This window comes from Nocardiopsis xinjiangensis YIM 90004, from assembly GCF_000341145.1.
GTDB lineage: Bacteria > Actinomycetota > Actinomycetes > Streptosporangiales > Streptosporangiaceae > Nocardiopsis > Nocardiopsis xinjiangensis.
Map to the genome: position 1 here is coordinate 12,713 of NZ_ANBE01000043.1, position 14,830 is coordinate 27,542.

The following is a 14,830-nucleotide window of genomic DNA, read 5'->3' on the forward strand; positions in this document are numbered from 1 at the left end:
GGGACCCATGCGCGATGAGGTGGATGGGTTGATCGAGGCGTGGCGGAGCCAGCGTCCGGACGTCGACGTGCGGCCGCTGGAGGTCTTCAGCCGCGTCTCCCGCCTGTCCCGACACCTGGACCGGGCCCGCAGGACGGTCTTCACCGAGCACGCCATCGAACCCTGGGAGTTCGACGTGCTCGCGGAACTGCGCCGCTCGGGCCCTCCCTACGAACTCAGTCCCGGTCGGCTCCTGCGTGCCACCCTCGTCACTTCCGGGACCATGACCAACCGGGTGGACCGCCTGGCCGCCGCCGGGCTCGTGCGCCGCCGGCCCGACCCGGCCGACAAGCGCGGTGTGCTCGTGCGGCTCACCGACAAGGGCGCCGGACACATCGACGACGCCCTCGCCTCCCTCCTGAGCTACGAGGAGGGCCTCCTCGCCCCCATGCAGGCCGAGGACCGCGAGCAGCTCGCATCGTTACTGAGGAGCCTTCTCGCGCCCCTCGACAAAGACTCCGAGGGCCCGCGGGGCTGATTAATCGCCGGTAAGGCGCTTCCTCACCGGCGCACGCCCCAGGTGCGACCCTTTCCCCCGAGCACGCCGGTTGGAGCTGCACAGTGAGAATGCGACGGGCGGCGCTGGCCGCCACGACCGCGACGGCCCTGCTCGCCACGGCCTGTGGCGGTGGCGACGGCGACGGATCCGCCGGCAACGGGCCCAGCCACTACCTGTCGCTGGGGGACTCCCTCACCGTCGGTGTGCAACCCGACGACAACGGGACCTTGCAGGAGACCCGGGACGGCTACACGGACGTGCTGTACCGGACCCTCCACGACTCCGACTCCACCCTCCGGCACGAGCGCATGGGATGCGGCGGCGAGGACACCACCTCCTTCCTGGAAGGGGGCAACGGCCAGTGCGAGGGCGAGTACGAAGGCATGTCCCAGATGGAGGCCGCCGAGAACTTCCTCGATGAACACGGTGAGGAGGTCGAGCTGGTCACCCTCACCATCGGCGGCAACAACTTCACCGGTTGCGTGGAGGAGCTCGGCCTCGAGGAGGAGGACGGGCCCGCCGTCGACGCCGACTGCGTCGAGGACGGCCTCGAACGCCTCAGGGCGGAGCTGCCCGAGATCACCGAGCGGCTGAGCACGGCCGCCGGCGAGGACACCCGGATCGTCGCGATGACCTACTACAACCCCTTCCTCGCCGCCCTGCTGCTGGAGGACGGGGAAGAGACCGCCGGCGAGGCCCCCGAGGGCACCGCGGAGGTCGAGGGCGGCCTTCCCGGCGACGCGAGTGTGGTCGAGTACGCCACCGGGGTCCTCGAAGAGATGAACGAGTCGATGCGCGGCACCTACGCCGACGCGGGCATCGACGTCGCCGACGTGGCCGACCTGTTCGACTCCTCCGACTTCGAGGTGCCCGAGGACAGCGAGACGGGCATGCCCGCGAACGTGCAGGCGGTCTGCGACTGGACCTGGATGTGCGACACGGCGGTCGGCCCGGACATCCACACGAACCGGGCCGGCGCCCAGGAGATCGCCGGGCTGTTCGAGGACCGGCTGCGCTGATCCGTGCGGGCCCGACCGGTCTCCCTCGGGCCCGCGCGTGTCAGACGGCGCGGGCGGAGACCGCGGCGGCGGTCTCGGCCTCCACGAGGTCGGCGTTGACGCCCGCGCCCGCCTTCGTGCCGGCCGCGGCGGCGGCCACGATCTGCCCCGCCGGGTCGGTGACGTTGCCCGCCGCGTACACGCCGGGTACCGACGTGGCGCCCATCGCGTCGACGGCGACCTTGCTGCCGAAGACCTCGCCGGCCGTCTCGAAGGGTTCGGCCGCCGCACCCAGCGACTCCAGGACCGTGGAACGGGCGGTCATCGTGGTCCCGACGACGACGGCTTCCAACGGGAACAGGCGCCCCTCGGCGGCGCGCACCCCGCACACCTTCCCGTCGGAGGACTCCACCGAGCGCACCCGCCCCTCGACGACCGTGACGCCGCGGGCGGCCAGACGCTCGTACTGCTCGTCGGTGGGTTCGGACGCGGTGTGCAGGAACAGCTTGACCTCCTCGCTCCACTGCCGCCACATGAGCGCCGAGTGCACGGCGAGCGGGTTGCTCGCGACCACACCGATCCGTCGACCTCGGACCTCCCACCCGTGGCAGTAGGGGCAGTGCAGCACACCTCTCCCCCAGTGCTCGGCCAGGCCGTCGACGTCGGGGAGCCCGTCGACCAGGCCGGTGGTGACCAGGAGGCGGCGGCCGCGCACCGTGCTCCCGTCGTCGAGCACCACCGTGAAGGTCTCACCGTCGCGCTCGGCGCGGACGGCCGTTCCGTGCCGGAAACGGGCGCCGTACCCCTCGGCCTCGGCACGGCCCAGGTCGAGGATCTCGCCGGGTGCGGCCCCCTCGCGCGTCAGGTAGGCGTGGGCGTGTTCGGCCGGAGCGTTGCGGGGCGTGCCGTCGTCGACCACCAGCACTGTCCGGCGGGCCCGGCCGAGCGTGACGGCGGCGCTGAGCCCAGCGGGGCCGCCACCCACGACCACCGTGTCGAAGAGTCCGGTTCTGTCCTGTGTCTGCATGTCATGACCTCCCTGGACATACAGGATCGGCCAGCGGCCCCGGCTTGACAAACTTTCTTGCCAGTGCGGCAATATCGGGTATGAACGACGACGACCTCGGCCGTGTCCTCGACGTGGTCGGCCCGCGACTGCGCGACCTGCGCAAGGTCCGCGAACTCACGCTGGCCCACGTCTCCGCCAGGACGGGCATCTCGACCAGCACGCTGTCCCGGCTGGAGTCCGGCGGACGGCGCCCCACCCTGGAACTGCTGCTGCCCTTGGCGCGGGTCTACGACGTACCGCTCGACGAGCTCGTGGACGCGCCCCGCACCGGCGATCCGCGCATCCACCCGCAGCCGGTGACGCGGGGCGGGCAGACGATCGTTCCGCTCACCAACGACCTGGGGAGCCTGCGCGCGTACAAGTTCGTCGTACCTCCGCCGGAGGGCCCGCTCCCGCCGGTCGATCTGCAGACGCACGAGGGCTACGACTGGCTGTACGTGCTCTCCGGGCAACTGCTGTTGCACCTGGGCGATCAGGAGACCCTGTTGAGGCCGGGAGAGGCCGCGGAGTTCGACACCCGCGTGCCGCACGCGATCCGCAACCCCGGACCGGCGACCACCGAGTTCCTGACCCTGTTCGGCCCTCAGGGCGAACGGGTGCACCTGCGGGCCCGCACCGTGCGCAATTGACTTCCTCCCCGCTGTGGAGAACGGGGATTCCGATACCCGCTCACGCGTGCACGGGCCTCACGGTCCGGCTCTTGGGGTCTTCTCCCCGCGCTGGCGGTAAGCGTCCCGGCGTGCGCTCAGGGTCTTGTTCCACACCAGGCGCACGCACCCGAACGTGCGGCCCAACCGGGCCGCTTGCTCGGGGCCGGGTGGGCCCGGCACCTGCACGCCGTCCGCATACACACAGTTCAAGGAAGGCTACGGTGTGCTTATGGCCGTTTCCGGATTCTTCCCCGGATTGAGGACCGGGGCATCCTCCGGAAGACAACGGGTGAGACCGGCGCGGGCCCGGGCGGGCCCGGGCGGGCCCGCAGTCCGTCAGTCTCCCGCGGTCTCGGCCTGTTCCAACCAGACCTGCTCGAGCTCCTCGCGCTCGGCGGTGAGGGCCCTGACCTCGGCGTCCAGCTCGGCGAGCTTGGCGTAGTCGTCGGCGGCAGCGGCCATGAGCTCGTGGAGTTCGCTCTCGCGCTTGGTGATGCGGTCCATGCGGCGCTCGGCCCGCTGCATCTCCTTCTGGGCCGCGCGGCGATCGGCGGCCGAGACCTTCGGCTGCTCCTTGGGGGCCTGCTCGGTCGTCCCGGGGATCTCCGCCGGACCGGCGGTCTCCTCGCGGCGCCGCAGGTACTCCTCCACTCCCCCGGGCAGGAACGCCAGGCTCCCGTCGCCCATGAGCGCGAGCACCCGGTCGGTGATGCGCTCCAGGAAGTACCGGTCGTGGGTGACCAGCACGAGCGAGCCCGGCCAGCCGTCGAGGAGGTCCTCGAGCTCGGTGAGGGTCTCGATGTCCAGGTCGTTGGTGGGCTCGTCCAGCAGCAGCACGTTCGGTTCGTCCATGAGCAGGCGCAGGAGCTGCAGCCGGCGCCGCTCCCCGCCGGACAGGTCGCCGATCGGGGTCCACTGGCGGTCGCCGCGGAACCCGAAACGCTCCAGCATCTGCCCGGCCGAGTAGTCGCGCTTGCCGATGGTGACGTGTTCGCGCACGTCCTTGACGGCCTGCAGCGGGCGCTGGGTGGGGTCGAGCTCGGTGACGTTCTGCGACAGGTGTGCGAGCTTGACCGTGCGGCCCACACGCACTGTTCCGGTGTCGGGATCGCGTTCCTGGGCGAGGAGCTTCAGCAGCGTGGACTTGCCGGAACCGTTGACGCCCACCAGGCCGACCCGCTCTCCCGGCCCCAGCTGCCAGGTCAGCTGGTCCAGCAGGGTGCGGTCGGGAACGGAGTAGGAGACGTTCTCGAGGTCGATGACGGACTTGCCCAGGCGGGAACTGGCGAAGCGCACCAACTCCACGCTGTCTCGCGCCGGCGGCTCGTCCGCGATGAGCTGGTTGGCGGCCTCCACCCGGAACTTCGGCTTGGACGTGCGGGCGGGGGCGCCTCGGCGCAGCCACGCGAGTTCCTTGCGCATGAGGTTCTGGCGGCGGTCCTCCGCCGCGGCGGCCTGGCGTTCACGTTCGGCCTTGGCGAGCACGTAGGCGGCGTAACCGCCCTCGTAGCGCTCGACGGTGCCGCGGCCGACCTCCCACGTGCGGGTGGTGACAGCGTCCAGGAACCAGCGGTCGTGGGTGACGACCACGATCGACTCGGAACGGCCGTTGAGGTGCTGGGCGAGCCAGGCGATGCCCTCGATGTCGAGGTGGTTGGTGGGCTCGTCGAGCGCGATGAGGTCGTGGTCGTCGACCAGGAGGCGGGCCAACCCGGTACGCCGACGCTCACCGCCGGAGAGTTCCGACAGGGGCAGGTCCAGGTCCCAGCCGCTGAACAGGCCCCGCAGGATGTCGCGGATCCGGGCGTCGCCTGCCCATTCGTGTTCGGCCCGGTCGCCCAGGACGAACTGGCCCACCGTGGCGTCGGGGAACTCGTCGCGTTGGTGCAGGAACCCGACCCTCAGGCCGCGGTTGTGCACCACTCGGCCGGAGTCGGGTTCGGTCAGGCCGGAGAGCACCGAGAGGAGCGTGGACTTGCCACCGCCGTTGCGGCCGACCACACCGATGCGTTCACCTGCCTCGATACCGAGCGAGACCTCGTCGAGGAGCACGAGCGGCCCATAGGCCAGGGACACGTCCTGAAGATTGACCAGATTCATCAGTACCCATTGTGGTCCCCTCTCCGCAGTGCCTGCGCCCCAGGAGGGACCGGGGCTCGCTCCACGGCCGGGTGCACCGGAGGCGGCGAACGGTCCGGGGTGTCCGTGTGGCTCCGGTGGGCTGCTCTCAGGCAGAGGACGGCGATGACCGTTCCGGCCAGGGAGCCCGCGGTGTTGAGCATCACGTCGGCGGTGTCGGCGGTGTGCCCCGCGGCCATGGCCCACTGGATGCTCTGGATGCCCACCGACAGTGCCGGCCCGAAGGACAGGCGCGCCCAGCACTGAGTGAAGGCGTAGTGGGCGAGAATTCCGACGGGGACGAACAGGAGAACCCTGAAGAGGTTATCGAAGGCATCGTTGCGTTCCGGATCGACGACCTCGATCTTTCCGGAGTCGCCGTGCAGGAAGAAGGCCGTTCCGTGGAGCCCGTGGAACTCCGCTCCCTCACCGGCTGGGGGTTTCTGGGAGGTGTACTGGTCGAGCCGGTCACCGTTGGGTCCCGCGGGGGAAGGTTCGTGTGGCCCCGGGGCGGCGAAGGCCGCACCGATGTCGGCCACCGGGTCCCAGTCGAGGTCGCGTGTGTGCGTTCCCACCTGGTCCCACTGCCCCAACGGAGCGGCGATGAACAGGAGGAAGAGGAGGGTGCACCCGGCGATCAGGCCCCGTGGCAGGCCGGTGGCCGAGCGCAGCTCGCTCCGTGCGAGGTAGAAGGCGCCGACCACGAGCGCCACGAGTACGAGCCCCACCGCCAGGGGGGTGACGTAGAAGAGCATCTGCCACATATGTCCTCCGTGTGCAGAAATCCGAGTTCCCGGACCGGACTCTGGAACTGTACACACAGAGAATCCCCGAACATGAAGGGTTCTTCACTTTCCCTGGGCAGAATGGTCGACTTCACACGACCGAATTGACGAGCAACACCCTCGCGAATGCGGAGAATATCCGCGCACGCGGCGTAATACTCGCAACGCACATAGGACAGAAATCGACACACACCCCCACGCGCATCGTGCGCCCGGGTCCGGGCCCCGAAGGACAGCCGGCGGCGCTCATCCCGGATGCGGGGTACCCGCCCCTGCGGGGTACCCCGCTCGGAGCTCACACCAGGAAGAAGTCCCGCGCGGCCTTGGCGATGCCCTCGGCATCGAGGCCGTGGGCGCGGGCGTGCTCCTCCGGGTCCCCGTAGGCCCGCAGCTCCGCGTCGCGGGTGACGCCGAGGCCGAGTTGGCGGTGGCGCCGGTCGGAGAGCGCGGCGGAGACCTCGTGCGCCGACGTTCCTTCCAGGTAGGGCTCCACGAAGAGCACGTCGGCGCTGCCCGCGGCGGCCGTGAGGTGGTTGAGGCCCTCGCGGTCGAAGGGCCGCACGGTCGAGGCGTAGGCGACGGTCACGTCGAGGCCGGCGGTGGCCTCCAGCGTCGGGTCCAGCATCGGACCCACGGCGACGACCACCCCGGCGGAACGCCCGGACCCCTGGCGTACGACGGTCAGACGCTCGGACACCGGTACCGGCGCCCGGTTGGCCTCCGAGGACAGCCGCAGGTAGACGGGCCGTTCCCGGGGGATCTCCCGCCGCAGCAGCTCCCGCACCTCGTCGGGGTGGCCGGGCACGTGCACGGCCCACCCGGGCAGGGTGTCCACGAGCGCCACGTCGCCGGGTGCCTGGTGGGTGCGGCCGGCGAAGGAGGCGTCGTAGGAACCGCCGATGCCGACGAGGATCGCACCCACGCCCTGGTGGGACAGGGAGATCTTGAGTTGTTCGAAGGGCCGCTCCACCAGGAACGGCGCGTAGCTGTGCACGATCGGCCGCATCCCGGTGAGCGCGAGCCCGCCGGCGACGCCGACGAGCGCCTGCTCGCGGATCCCCACGTCGATGACCCGTTCGGGATGCCGCGCGGCGGGCTCGCGGAACTTGTCCCCGGAGATGACGGCGAGCACGAGCGCGACCCGGGGGTCCTCGTGGATCGCCTCGCGCACGGTCTCGGCGAAGGTGTCGCGCATCGAGGCACCGGACGCCTTGTGGATGTCCATGGACCGGTCGGGCACGGTCGTTCGCACGGGTGTATTCATGGCCTCTCCCCTAGCTCTGCGACGGAACGGTGACGACGACGGCGAGCGGCCGGCCCGGGTGCGGTTCGGTGAGAGCGCGGTGGAGGGCGTCGTGATGGCGCCCGCGTGCGCTGCGTACCTTCCAGCCCTCGACCTCGAAGCGGGTCCCCACACCCCCGGTCCAGGGCGGTGTGGCCGAGTGGTTGTCGACGACGACGGCGGTGAGGTTGTCGGCCCCGAGGCGCGCCGCGGCGGCGATGGCCTCGTGGTTGCTGCCTTCCTGGAGCTCCCCGTCGCCGACGAGCACGACGACGCGGGGTTCGGTCCCGTCGTCGCGCCGGATCCCCTGGGCACGTAGCCCGAGGGCGCTGCCGAGAGCGAGGGGCAGCCCGTGTCCGAGTGAGCCGCTGCCGATCTCGACACCGGGAGCGAGGGTGCGGTCGGGATGGAACCCGAGCGGTGAGTCGTAGGTGCCCCATCCGCGCAGGGTGGGTACGTCGAGGAACCCCTTGGCGGCGAGTACGGCGTAGTAGGCGGCCGGGCCGTGCCCCTTGGAGAGCAGGAACCGGTCGCGGTCGGACGCGTCAGCGGTCTCGGGGCTCACCCGCAGGATGCGGTCGTAGAGCGTCCAGATGACGTCGAGTGTGGAGTGGGCGGCCTCGAAGTGTTTCTCGTCGCCCTCCATGAGGCCGACGAGCGAGGGCAGGTCGGCGTAACGGCTGAATGCGGCTGCGGTTGTCATACTCACCAGTGTTCGACCTCAAGCTTGGTTGAGGTCAACCACCGGCTTCAGTACTTCTCGGAGCCCGTGTTCGCCCGGCCCGCATCCGCCTCTCCCGCGCACTCCTCGGCCAGCAGCACACGCGCGACCTCGCTGTCGGTCACCAGCGTGGAGACCAATCCGCTGCGCAGGGCCGCACCCACCGCCCGCGCCTTGACCCGGTCCCCGGCCCCGGCCACCGCAACGACCTCGGGCACCCGCCGCAACTGCTCGGCCTGCACACTGATGATGCGCTCGGCCAGGTCACTGTGGATCTGGTTGCCGTCGGCGCCGAAGAGCTGCGCCGACATCTCCGCGCACACACCCAGCTCCGTGTACCGTTCCCGCGCCTCGGGCCCCAGCGCCTGGAACACGGTGGAGTTCTGCTCGTCCCAACCGCCGATGGCCACGACCGCGGTCGTGAGCCGGTCGTAGTGGGCGAAGGCGCTCGCGATCCCGGGGTCGGAACGCAGGGTGGCTGCGGTGGCGGCGTCCGGCAGGATCAACGGCGCGTAGATCGGGTAGGCGGGCCCGCCGCTCAGCGCAGCGGCCCGGCGCACGGTCTCCACCGATCCGCCGGCGCCGGCGTGCTCGGAGAGCACCCCGTTGAGCTGCACGACCGTGCACTCGGGCAGATCGACCAGGTCCGAACCCATGACCTGCAGCGCCCGGCTCCAGGCCAGGCCGAGCACCTCCCCGGACCGTACGATCTCGGTCAGCAGCCGGGCCGCGGCCGACCCGAGCACCCGCCGGGTCTCCTCGGGGTCGGCCGCGCCCTCCGCGCCGACGGGGGTGTCCACCACGAGGGCGCGGCGCAGGCCGTAGGCGGAGCGAAGCTCTTCCGACAGTTCCCCGTCGAGGCGGGCGGGCAACCGGATGTCGATGTGCACGATGCCGCGCTCCCGGGCGGCATCGAGGTCGCGGGCGATCTTGAACCGGCTGACCCCGAACTCCTCGGCGATCTCGACCTTGGAACGCCCGTCCAGGTAGAAGCGCCGCGCGACGGCGGCCAACCGCAGCATCTCCGCGGGCCCCAGGGGCGCGGCTTCGGGGTTCTGGGAACCGGTCTGCACTTCATACCCCCATTTGCTCATATGTGCGGAAGTCTACTCGGTTGAGCTCCACCCATTGACACCAGGTTTCACTCGGGCTTTCAATGATCCAAACAAATGTGACAAAGGTCGCTCATCTGAGCACCATGACAGTCCGGGAGTGCCCCAGCCGTGCGTGCCGCCATCATCAACGAGCCGGGTTCCCTCACCGTGGGGGACCGGCCCGAGCCCACCCCAGCACCCGACGGAGCGGTCGTCCGGGTCGGTGCCTGCGGGATCTGCGGAACCGACCTGCACATCGCCGACGGCGAGTTCCCGCCCAGCCCGTACCCGCTGGTCCCGGGCCACGAGTTCGCCGGCACCGTCACCGCCGTGGGCGACCGCGCCCCCGGCGGCCTGCAACCGGGCGACCGCGTGGCCGTGGATCCCTCGCTCTTCTGCGGCCACTGCGAGTACTGCCGGGCCGGACGCGGCAACCTGTGCGCGAACTGGGGCGCGATCGGCGACACCGTCGACGGCGCCTTCGCCGAGTACGCGGCCGTGCCCGCGGCCAACTGCTACCGGCTCCCCGACTCGGTGAGCATGCGCGAGGGCGCACTGGTCGAGCCGCTCTCCTGCGCCGTGCACGGCATGCGCCGCATCGGTGTGGAGACCGGCGAGGAGTTTCTCGTCGTGGGCGCCGGAACCATGGGCCTGCTCCTGCAGCAGCTCCTGCAGAACTCCGGCGCGCGCGTGACGGTCGTGGACCGCAACAGCGAACGCCTGCGCCTGGCCGCAGATCTGGGCGCGGCCGCCACCGTCACCGACACCGCCGGCCTCGTACCGGGCACCTTCGACGCCGCCGTCGACGTCACCGGCGCTCCCTCGGCGATCGAGGCGGCCGTCGACGCGCTCGGCAAGGGCGGACGGCTCCTCGTCTTCGGGGTCGCCGACGAGGACGCCCGGGTGTCGCTGTCGCCGTTCCGCATCTACAACGAGGAGATCACCGTCGTGGGCTCCATGGCGGTACTGAACAGCTTCGGCGCGGCCGTCGGCCTCATCGCCTCCGGAAGCATCGAGACGGCCCCGCTGCTCACCCACGCGCTGCCGTTGGAGGAGTTCCCCGAGGCCCTGGCGATGATGCGCGCCGGAACCGGCGTCAAGGTCCAGGTCGTCCCCGACACCGCCGACGCGGCCACCTGAACCCGGGAGGGACTGGCATGCGCAGTACACCAGGCATACCGGCGTTGGCCACGGCCGCGGCGGGGCTCCTGCTGACCGGGTGCGCCGGGGCGGGCGCCACCGCCTCGGACGACGGCACCGTACGGCTGACCGTGGCGATCGTGTCCAACCCGCAGATGCAGGACGCGATCTCCCTGGAGTCGGAGTTCCGCGAGCAGAACCCCGGTATCGAGATCGACTTCGTGTCCCTGCCCGAGAACGAGGCCCGCGCCAAGATCACCACCTCGGTGGCCACGGGCGGAGGCGAGTTCGACGCCGTCATGATCAGCAACTACGAGACCCGGCAGTGGGCCGAGTACGGGTGGTTGGCGAACCTGCAGCCCCACATCGACGGCGCCGAGGGTTACGACCCCGACGACTTCATCCCCTCGATCCGCGACGACCTCTCCCACGAGGGCGACATGTACTCGGTGCCCTTCTACGGGGAGTCCTCGTTCGTGGCCTACCGCGAGGACCTCTTCGAGGAGGCCGGGGTCGAGATGCCCGAGGAACCCACCTGGGAGGAGATCGCCGGGCTCGCGGCCGAGATGGACGGTGTCGAACCCGGGGTGTCGGGCATCTGCATGCGCGGCCTCGCCGGTTGGGGCGAGGTGCTCAGCCCGTTCAACAGCGTCCTCAACACCTTCGGCGGACGCTGGTACGACGAGGACTGGAACGCCGAGCTCGACTCGCCCGAGTTCCGCGAGACCACCGAGTTCTACGTCGACCTGGTACGCGAACACGGCCAACCCGGCGCCGCCAACAGCGGGTTCGGCGACTGCCTCAACCAGTACGCGCAGGGCCGCTCGGCGATGTTCTACGACTCCACGTCCATGGTCAGCACCATCGAGGACGAGAGCGCCGGGACGGTCGCCGGGCTCAACGGGTACGCGCCCGCGCCCGTGAACGAGAGCGACTACGGCGGCTGGCTGTACACCTGGTCCCTGGGCATCCCCTCCACCTCCGAGCACGAGGAGGAGGCCTGGACGTTCCTGGAGTGGATGACCGACAAGGACTACGTACGCACGGTCGCCGAGGAGTACGGCTGGCAGCGCGTCCCGCCCGGCAACCGCCTCTCCACCTTCGAGGAGCCCGCCTACCAGGAGGCCGCCGGCGCCTACGCGGAGCCGATGCTGTCCGGGATCGAGGACGCCGATCCGTCCGACCCCGGAACCCGTCCGGTCCCCTACGAGGGCATCGGGTTCCTGGCCATCCCCGAGTTCCAGGACCTGGGTACCCGGGTGAGCCAACAGCTCAGCGCGGCCGTGGCCGGGCGCGTCACCGTCGACGAGGCACTGGAACAGAGCCAGGAGTACGCCGAGACCGTCGGCGAGACCTACAGGGAGGACGACCGATGAGCGCCCCGACCGCCCCCGAGCGCGAGGAGGCCGCGGCGCGTCCGGCCCGGGACCGTCGGCGCCCTTCCCCCTCGGCCCGCCGCCAGGGGTGGGTGCGGCGCGCACCGCTGCTGCCCGCCCTGGTGTTCATGCTGGTCGTGACCCAGCTGCCGTTCCTGGCCACGATCGTGTACTCGTTGCGGTCGTGGAACCTGCTGCGCCCCGATTCCCAGGCGTGGGTGGGCCTGGCCAACTACGCGGCCGTGTTCACCGACCGCCAGTTCCTTGCCGCGGCTGCGAACACGGTCCTCATCACCGCCTCGTGCGTGATCGTGGCGATGCTGCTGGGCGTCGGGCTGGCGCTGTTGTTGGACCGCAAGTTCTGGGGGCGGGGGGTGGTGCGCACGCTCATCATCACCCCGTTCCTGATCCTGCCGGTGGCCACGGCGCTGTTGTGGAAACACATCATGCTCGAGCCGGTCTTCGGACTGATCAACTTCGTGCTGACCCCGTTCGGGTTCGCCGACTTCGACTGGGTCTCGCAGGCTCCGGTGCTGTCGGTGGTCATCGCCCTGGTGTGGCAGTGGACCCCGTTCATGGCGCTGCTGGTGCTCGCGGGGTTGCAGAGCCAGAACACGGACGTGTTGGAGGCCGGTCAGGTCGACGGCGCCTCGAAGTGGCAGATGTTCACCTGGATCACCCTGCCGCACCTGCGCCGCTACATCGAGCTGGGCGTGCTGCTGGGGTCGATCTACGTGGTCAACACCTTCGACACGATCTACATGATGACGCAGGGCGGGCCGGGTACCGCCAGCTCCAACCTGCCCTTCTACATCTACCAGCGGACCTTCCTCGGGTTCGACATCGGACAGTCCGCGGCCATGGGCGTCGTGGTGGTGGTAGGCACCATCCTCGTGGCGTTGCTGGCCCTGCGGCTGATCTTCCGCACGTTCATGGACGCACAGGAGGCCCGATCGTGACCGCCCCAGCCGCCGAACGACCCGCGCGGCCCGGTGCCGGGTCCGCCACCCCGGAACCGGGCCGCCGGCTCCCGAATGCCGCGAGCGTGCGCGGTGGCGCCCTGACGGTGTTCACCTGGGCCGTGGGCCTGCTCTTCGTCTCCCCGGCGCTGTGGCTGGTCCTGACGGCCTTCAAGGAGGAGAACCAGGCCGCCACCGACCCGCCCACGCTGTTCTTCACTCCGACCCTGGAGCGGTTCTCGGCCGTGCTGGAGTCGGACTTCGCGCCCTACCTCGGCAACTCGCTGATCGCGACACTGGCGTCCACGCTGCTGGTACTGGTCCTGGGGATCCCGGCCGCCTACGCACTGTCGGTGGCGCCGGTCAAACGCACCAAGGACGTGCTGTTCTTCTTCATCTCCACGAAGATGCTGCCGGTGGTGGCGGTCGTGGTGCCGATCTACGTCGCCGCCGCCCACCTGTCGGTCCTGGACAACGTGTGGACCCTGGTGGTGCTCTACACGGCGATGAACCTGCCCATCGCGGTATGGATGCTGCGGTCGTTCTTCCTGGAGGTGCCGACCGCGATCGTGGAGGCCGCCAGGGTCGAGGGCGCGGGGCTGCCCAGGGTCCTGTGGTCGGTGATGCTGCCGGTGATGGCTCCGGGAATCGCGGCCACGGCGCTGATCTGCATGATCTTCGCCTGGAACGAGTTCTTCTTCGCGGTGAACCTGACCGCGGCCCAGGCGGCGACGGTTCCGGTTTTCCTGACCGGTTTCGTCACCAGCGAGGGATTGTTCGTGGCCCAGCTGTCGGCCGCAGTGGTGATGGCCTCGCTGCCGATCGTGATCGTGGGCTGGACCGCCCAGCGCCAGCTCGTGCGCGGACTCTCGATGGGCGCGGTGAAGTGATCGGCGGGCCGTGCGCAGGCGGTCTCCGAGAGCTCCCGGCGCCCGGCCCGGACCATGACCTCGCTCACACCGGGGTGGCCCCGGGGACATCGCCCTCGGCGGTGACGACCGACTCGCACAGACCGCTGCTCTCCAGGGCCGCCACGACCTCGCGGCGGCGCGCCCGGACGGTCCCGGGGTCCTCGTCGGCGCCGCCCACCAGGAAGGCGCACGTGGGGCCCGAACCCGACACCAGGGCCCCGACCGCACCGGCCGCGCGGCCGGTGTCCAGGGTGCGTTCCAGTTCCGGCAGCAGCGAGAGCGCGGCGGGCTGCAGGTCGTTGTCGAGGGCGCGGCCCAGGGCAGCGGTGTCGGCCTCTGCCAGGGCTGCACGCAGGGCGGGGCTCTCGCGGGGCTCGGGTGCGTCCGGGAACAGCCGGTCGTACTCGCCGAAGACCGCGGGGGTGGAGAGGCCGTGCGGGGACAACGCGAACACCCAGTGGAACCGCCCGGGGCTGTCCATGGGGGTGAGGATCTCACCACGCCCGGTACCGACCGCCGTGCCGCCCACGAGCCCGAAGGCGACGTCGCTGCCCAGGCGGGCCGCGAGCCCGGCCAGGCCCTCCTGGGCCGTGCCGCTGCCCCAGAGCCGGTCACAGGCCACCAGGGCGGCCGCGGCGTCGGCGCTGCCGCCCGCCATGCCGCCCGCGACGGGGATCTGCTTGAGCAGATCCAGATCGACCGGCGTACCCTTCCCCGTGGTCTCGGCGAGGAGACCGGCCGCCCGGGCAGCAAGATTCGACGAGTCGAGGGGAACCCGTGCAAGGTGGGAACCCGTCCCACCATCGGCTGTGAGCTCTGTGAGGGGCCGCGAACGACGCGCCGACGCGTCCCGGGCGGTAACCTCGTCGAACAGCGAGACGGCGTGGAACACGTTGACGAGGTCGTGGAACCCGTCCTCACGTCCGGGCCCCACCGCCAACTGGAGGTTCACCTTCGCGGGGACCCGCACGGTTACGGTGGTATTAACGGTCACGAGTCCCCAATCGTAAAGGACCCCCCACCTTGCGTGAACACGAGCCCCCTCAGGGGCACACACGTGTTCACCGCCTCCCAGCGGCGGTGACACCGCCGCACGGGAATCCGGGGCCCCTCGCACCGGGGACCGTCACCACTGTCATGTCAGTCAACGCCCGTTCCCTGAGGGGCCCGATCCGGCCTCCGAGTGGGA

The 14,830-nt window shown here is 70.6% G+C and carries 14 protein-coding genes and 1 pseudogene; 7 read left to right on the forward strand and 8 right to left on the reverse strand.

Annotation, left to right across the window (positions count from 1 at the left end; translation table 11 throughout):
* Nucleotides 1-7: 7 nt before the first annotated feature.
* Nucleotides 8-517, forward strand: a complete 510-nt coding sequence (locus tag D473_RS0118955) for a MarR family winged helix-turn-helix transcriptional regulator (protein WP_026127103.1) — start codon at nt 8-10, stop codon at nt 515-517.
* A gap of 89 nt (nt 518-606) precedes the next feature.
* On the forward strand, nt 607-1,557 hold the full coding sequence (locus D473_RS0118960) for a GDSL-type esterase/lipase family protein (RefSeq protein WP_017610626.1): 951 nt from the start codon (nt 607-609) through the stop codon (nt 1,555-1,557).
* A gap of 40 nt (nt 1,558-1,597) precedes the next feature.
* Here the strand turns inward: D473_RS0118960 and D473_RS0118965 are convergent, their stop codons facing one another.
* Complete coding sequence (locus tag D473_RS0118965) at nt 1,598-2,563, reverse strand: NAD(P)/FAD-dependent oxidoreductase (RefSeq protein WP_017610627.1); 966 nt, start codon at nt 2,561-2,563, stop codon at nt 1,598-1,600.
* A gap of 80 nt (nt 2,564-2,643) precedes the next feature.
* Here D473_RS0118965 and D473_RS0118970 point away from each other — a divergent pair, with 80 nt between their 5' ends.
* Nucleotides 2,644-3,234, forward strand: coding sequence for a helix-turn-helix domain-containing protein (locus D473_RS0118970; protein WP_017610628.1), 591 nt, complete (start codon nt 2,644-2,646; stop codon nt 3,232-3,234).
* A 75-nt stretch (nt 3,235-3,309) separates the two neighbouring features.
* On the opposite strand, the pseudogene D473_RS26745 reads toward D473_RS0118970, so the two are convergent.
* The 6 genes and pseudogenes from D473_RS26745 to D473_RS0118995 all read right to left on the reverse strand — a co-directional run.
* Nucleotides 3,310-3,452: pseudogene (locus D473_RS26745) on the reverse strand (helix-turn-helix domain-containing protein); the annotation flags it as partial.
* 139 nt (nt 3,453-3,591) lie between these two features.
* A complete protein-coding gene (locus D473_RS0118975) occupies nt 3,592-5,355 on the reverse strand; it encodes an ABC-F family ATP-binding cassette domain-containing protein (protein ID WP_017610629.1) in 1,764 nt (587 codons plus the stop codon).
* Nucleotides 5,355-6,137: a VanZ family protein gene (locus D473_RS0118980; protein ID WP_017610630.1), complete on the reverse strand. Its 783-nt coding sequence runs from the start codon at nt 6,135-6,137 to the stop codon at nt 5,355-5,357. Before D473_RS0118980 ends, D473_RS0118975 begins: the two co-directional genes overlap by 1 nt.
* A 316-nt stretch (nt 6,138-6,453) precedes the next feature.
* Nucleotides 6,454-7,353, reverse strand: coding sequence for a transketolase family protein (locus tag D473_RS0118985; protein ID WP_026127105.1), 900 nt, complete (start codon nt 7,351-7,353; stop codon nt 6,454-6,456).
* A gap of 79 nt (nt 7,354-7,432) precedes the next feature.
* Nucleotides 7,433-8,143 (reverse strand): thiamine pyrophosphate-dependent enzyme, encoded by a 711-nt coding sequence (locus tag D473_RS0118990; protein WP_017610632.1) that lies wholly within the window; start codon nt 8,141-8,143, stop codon nt 7,433-7,435.
* 47 nt (nt 8,144-8,190) lie between these two features.
* Nucleotides 8,191-9,183 (reverse strand): sugar-binding transcriptional regulator, encoded by a 993-nt coding sequence (locus tag D473_RS0118995; protein WP_051043140.1) that lies wholly within the window; start codon nt 9,181-9,183, stop codon nt 8,191-8,193.
* Between the two features lie 201 nt (nt 9,184-9,384).
* Between D473_RS0118995 and D473_RS0119000 the strand changes: the two genes are divergently transcribed.
* The 4 genes from D473_RS0119000 to D473_RS0119015 are packed head-to-tail and all read left to right on the forward strand — an operon-like array spanning nt 9,385 to nt 13,620.
* Nucleotides 9,385-10,395, forward strand: a complete 1,011-nt coding sequence (locus tag D473_RS0119000; RefSeq protein WP_017610634.1) for a zinc-dependent alcohol dehydrogenase family protein — start codon at nt 9,385-9,387, stop codon at nt 10,393-10,395.
* A 17-nt stretch (nt 10,396-10,412) separates the two neighbouring features.
* Entirely contained in the window at nt 10,413-11,771 is a 1,359-nt protein-coding gene (locus D473_RS0119005; protein ID WP_026127106.1) for an ABC transporter substrate-binding protein, read from the forward strand.
* Nucleotides 11,768-12,730, forward strand: a complete 963-nt coding sequence (locus D473_RS0119010; RefSeq protein ID WP_017610636.1) for a carbohydrate ABC transporter permease — start codon at nt 11,768-11,770, stop codon at nt 12,728-12,730. The genes D473_RS0119005 and D473_RS0119010 overlap by 4 nt, the downstream gene beginning before the upstream one ends.
* On the forward strand, nt 12,727-13,620 hold the full coding sequence (locus D473_RS0119015) for a carbohydrate ABC transporter permease (protein WP_017610637.1): 894 nt from the start codon (nt 12,727-12,729) through the stop codon (nt 13,618-13,620). Before D473_RS0119010 ends, D473_RS0119015 begins: the two co-directional genes overlap by 4 nt.
* A 64-nt stretch (nt 13,621-13,684) precedes the next feature.
* Here the strand turns inward: D473_RS0119015 and D473_RS0119020 are convergent, their stop codons facing one another.
* Complete coding sequence (locus tag D473_RS0119020; protein ID WP_083918037.1) at nt 13,685-14,635, reverse strand: 4-(cytidine 5'-diphospho)-2-C-methyl-D-erythritol kinase; 951 nt, start codon at nt 14,633-14,635, stop codon at nt 13,685-13,687.
* Nucleotides 14,636-14,830: the final 195 nt, after the last annotated feature.

Bases quoted from the DNA above. Each gene is read 5' to 3' on its own strand.
- D473_RS0118955 (WP_026127103.1), top strand. From the start codon at position 8: ATGCGCGATGAGGTGGATGGGTTGATCGAGGCGTGGCGGAGCCAGCGT.
- D473_RS0118960 (WP_017610626.1), top strand. From the start codon at position 607: ATGCGACGGGCGGCGCTGGCCGCCACGACCGCGACGGCCCTGCTCGCC.
- D473_RS0118965 (WP_017610627.1), bottom strand. From the start codon at position 2,563: ATGCAGACACAGGACAGAACCGGACTCTTCGACACGGTGGTCGTGGGT.
- D473_RS0118970 (WP_017610628.1), top strand. From the start codon at position 2,644: ATGAACGACGACGACCTCGGCCGTGTCCTCGACGTGGTCGGCCCGCGA.
- D473_RS0118975 (WP_017610629.1), bottom strand. From the start codon at position 5,355: ATGAATCTGGTCAATCTTCAGGACGTGTCCCTGGCCTATGGGCCGCTC.
- D473_RS0118980 (WP_017610630.1), bottom strand. From the start codon at position 6,137: ATGTGGCAGATGCTCTTCTACGTCACCCCCCTGGCGGTGGGGCTCGTA.
- D473_RS0118985 (WP_026127105.1), bottom strand. From the start codon at position 7,353: ATGCGCGACACCTTCGCCGAGACCGTGCGCGAGGCGATCCACGAGGAC.
- D473_RS0118990 (WP_017610632.1), bottom strand. From the start codon at position 8,143: ATGACAACCGCAGCCGCATTCAGCCGTTACGCCGACCTGCCCTCGCTC.
- D473_RS0118995 (WP_051043140.1), bottom strand. From the start codon at position 9,183: ATGCTGCGGTTGGCCGCCGTCGCGCGGCGCTTCTACCTGGACGGGCGT.
- D473_RS0119005 (WP_026127106.1), top strand. From the start codon at position 10,413: ATGCGCAGTACACCAGGCATACCGGCGTTGGCCACGGCCGCGGCGGGG.
- D473_RS0119010 (WP_017610636.1), top strand. From the start codon at position 11,768: ATGAGCGCCCCGACCGCCCCCGAGCGCGAGGAGGCCGCGGCGCGTCCG.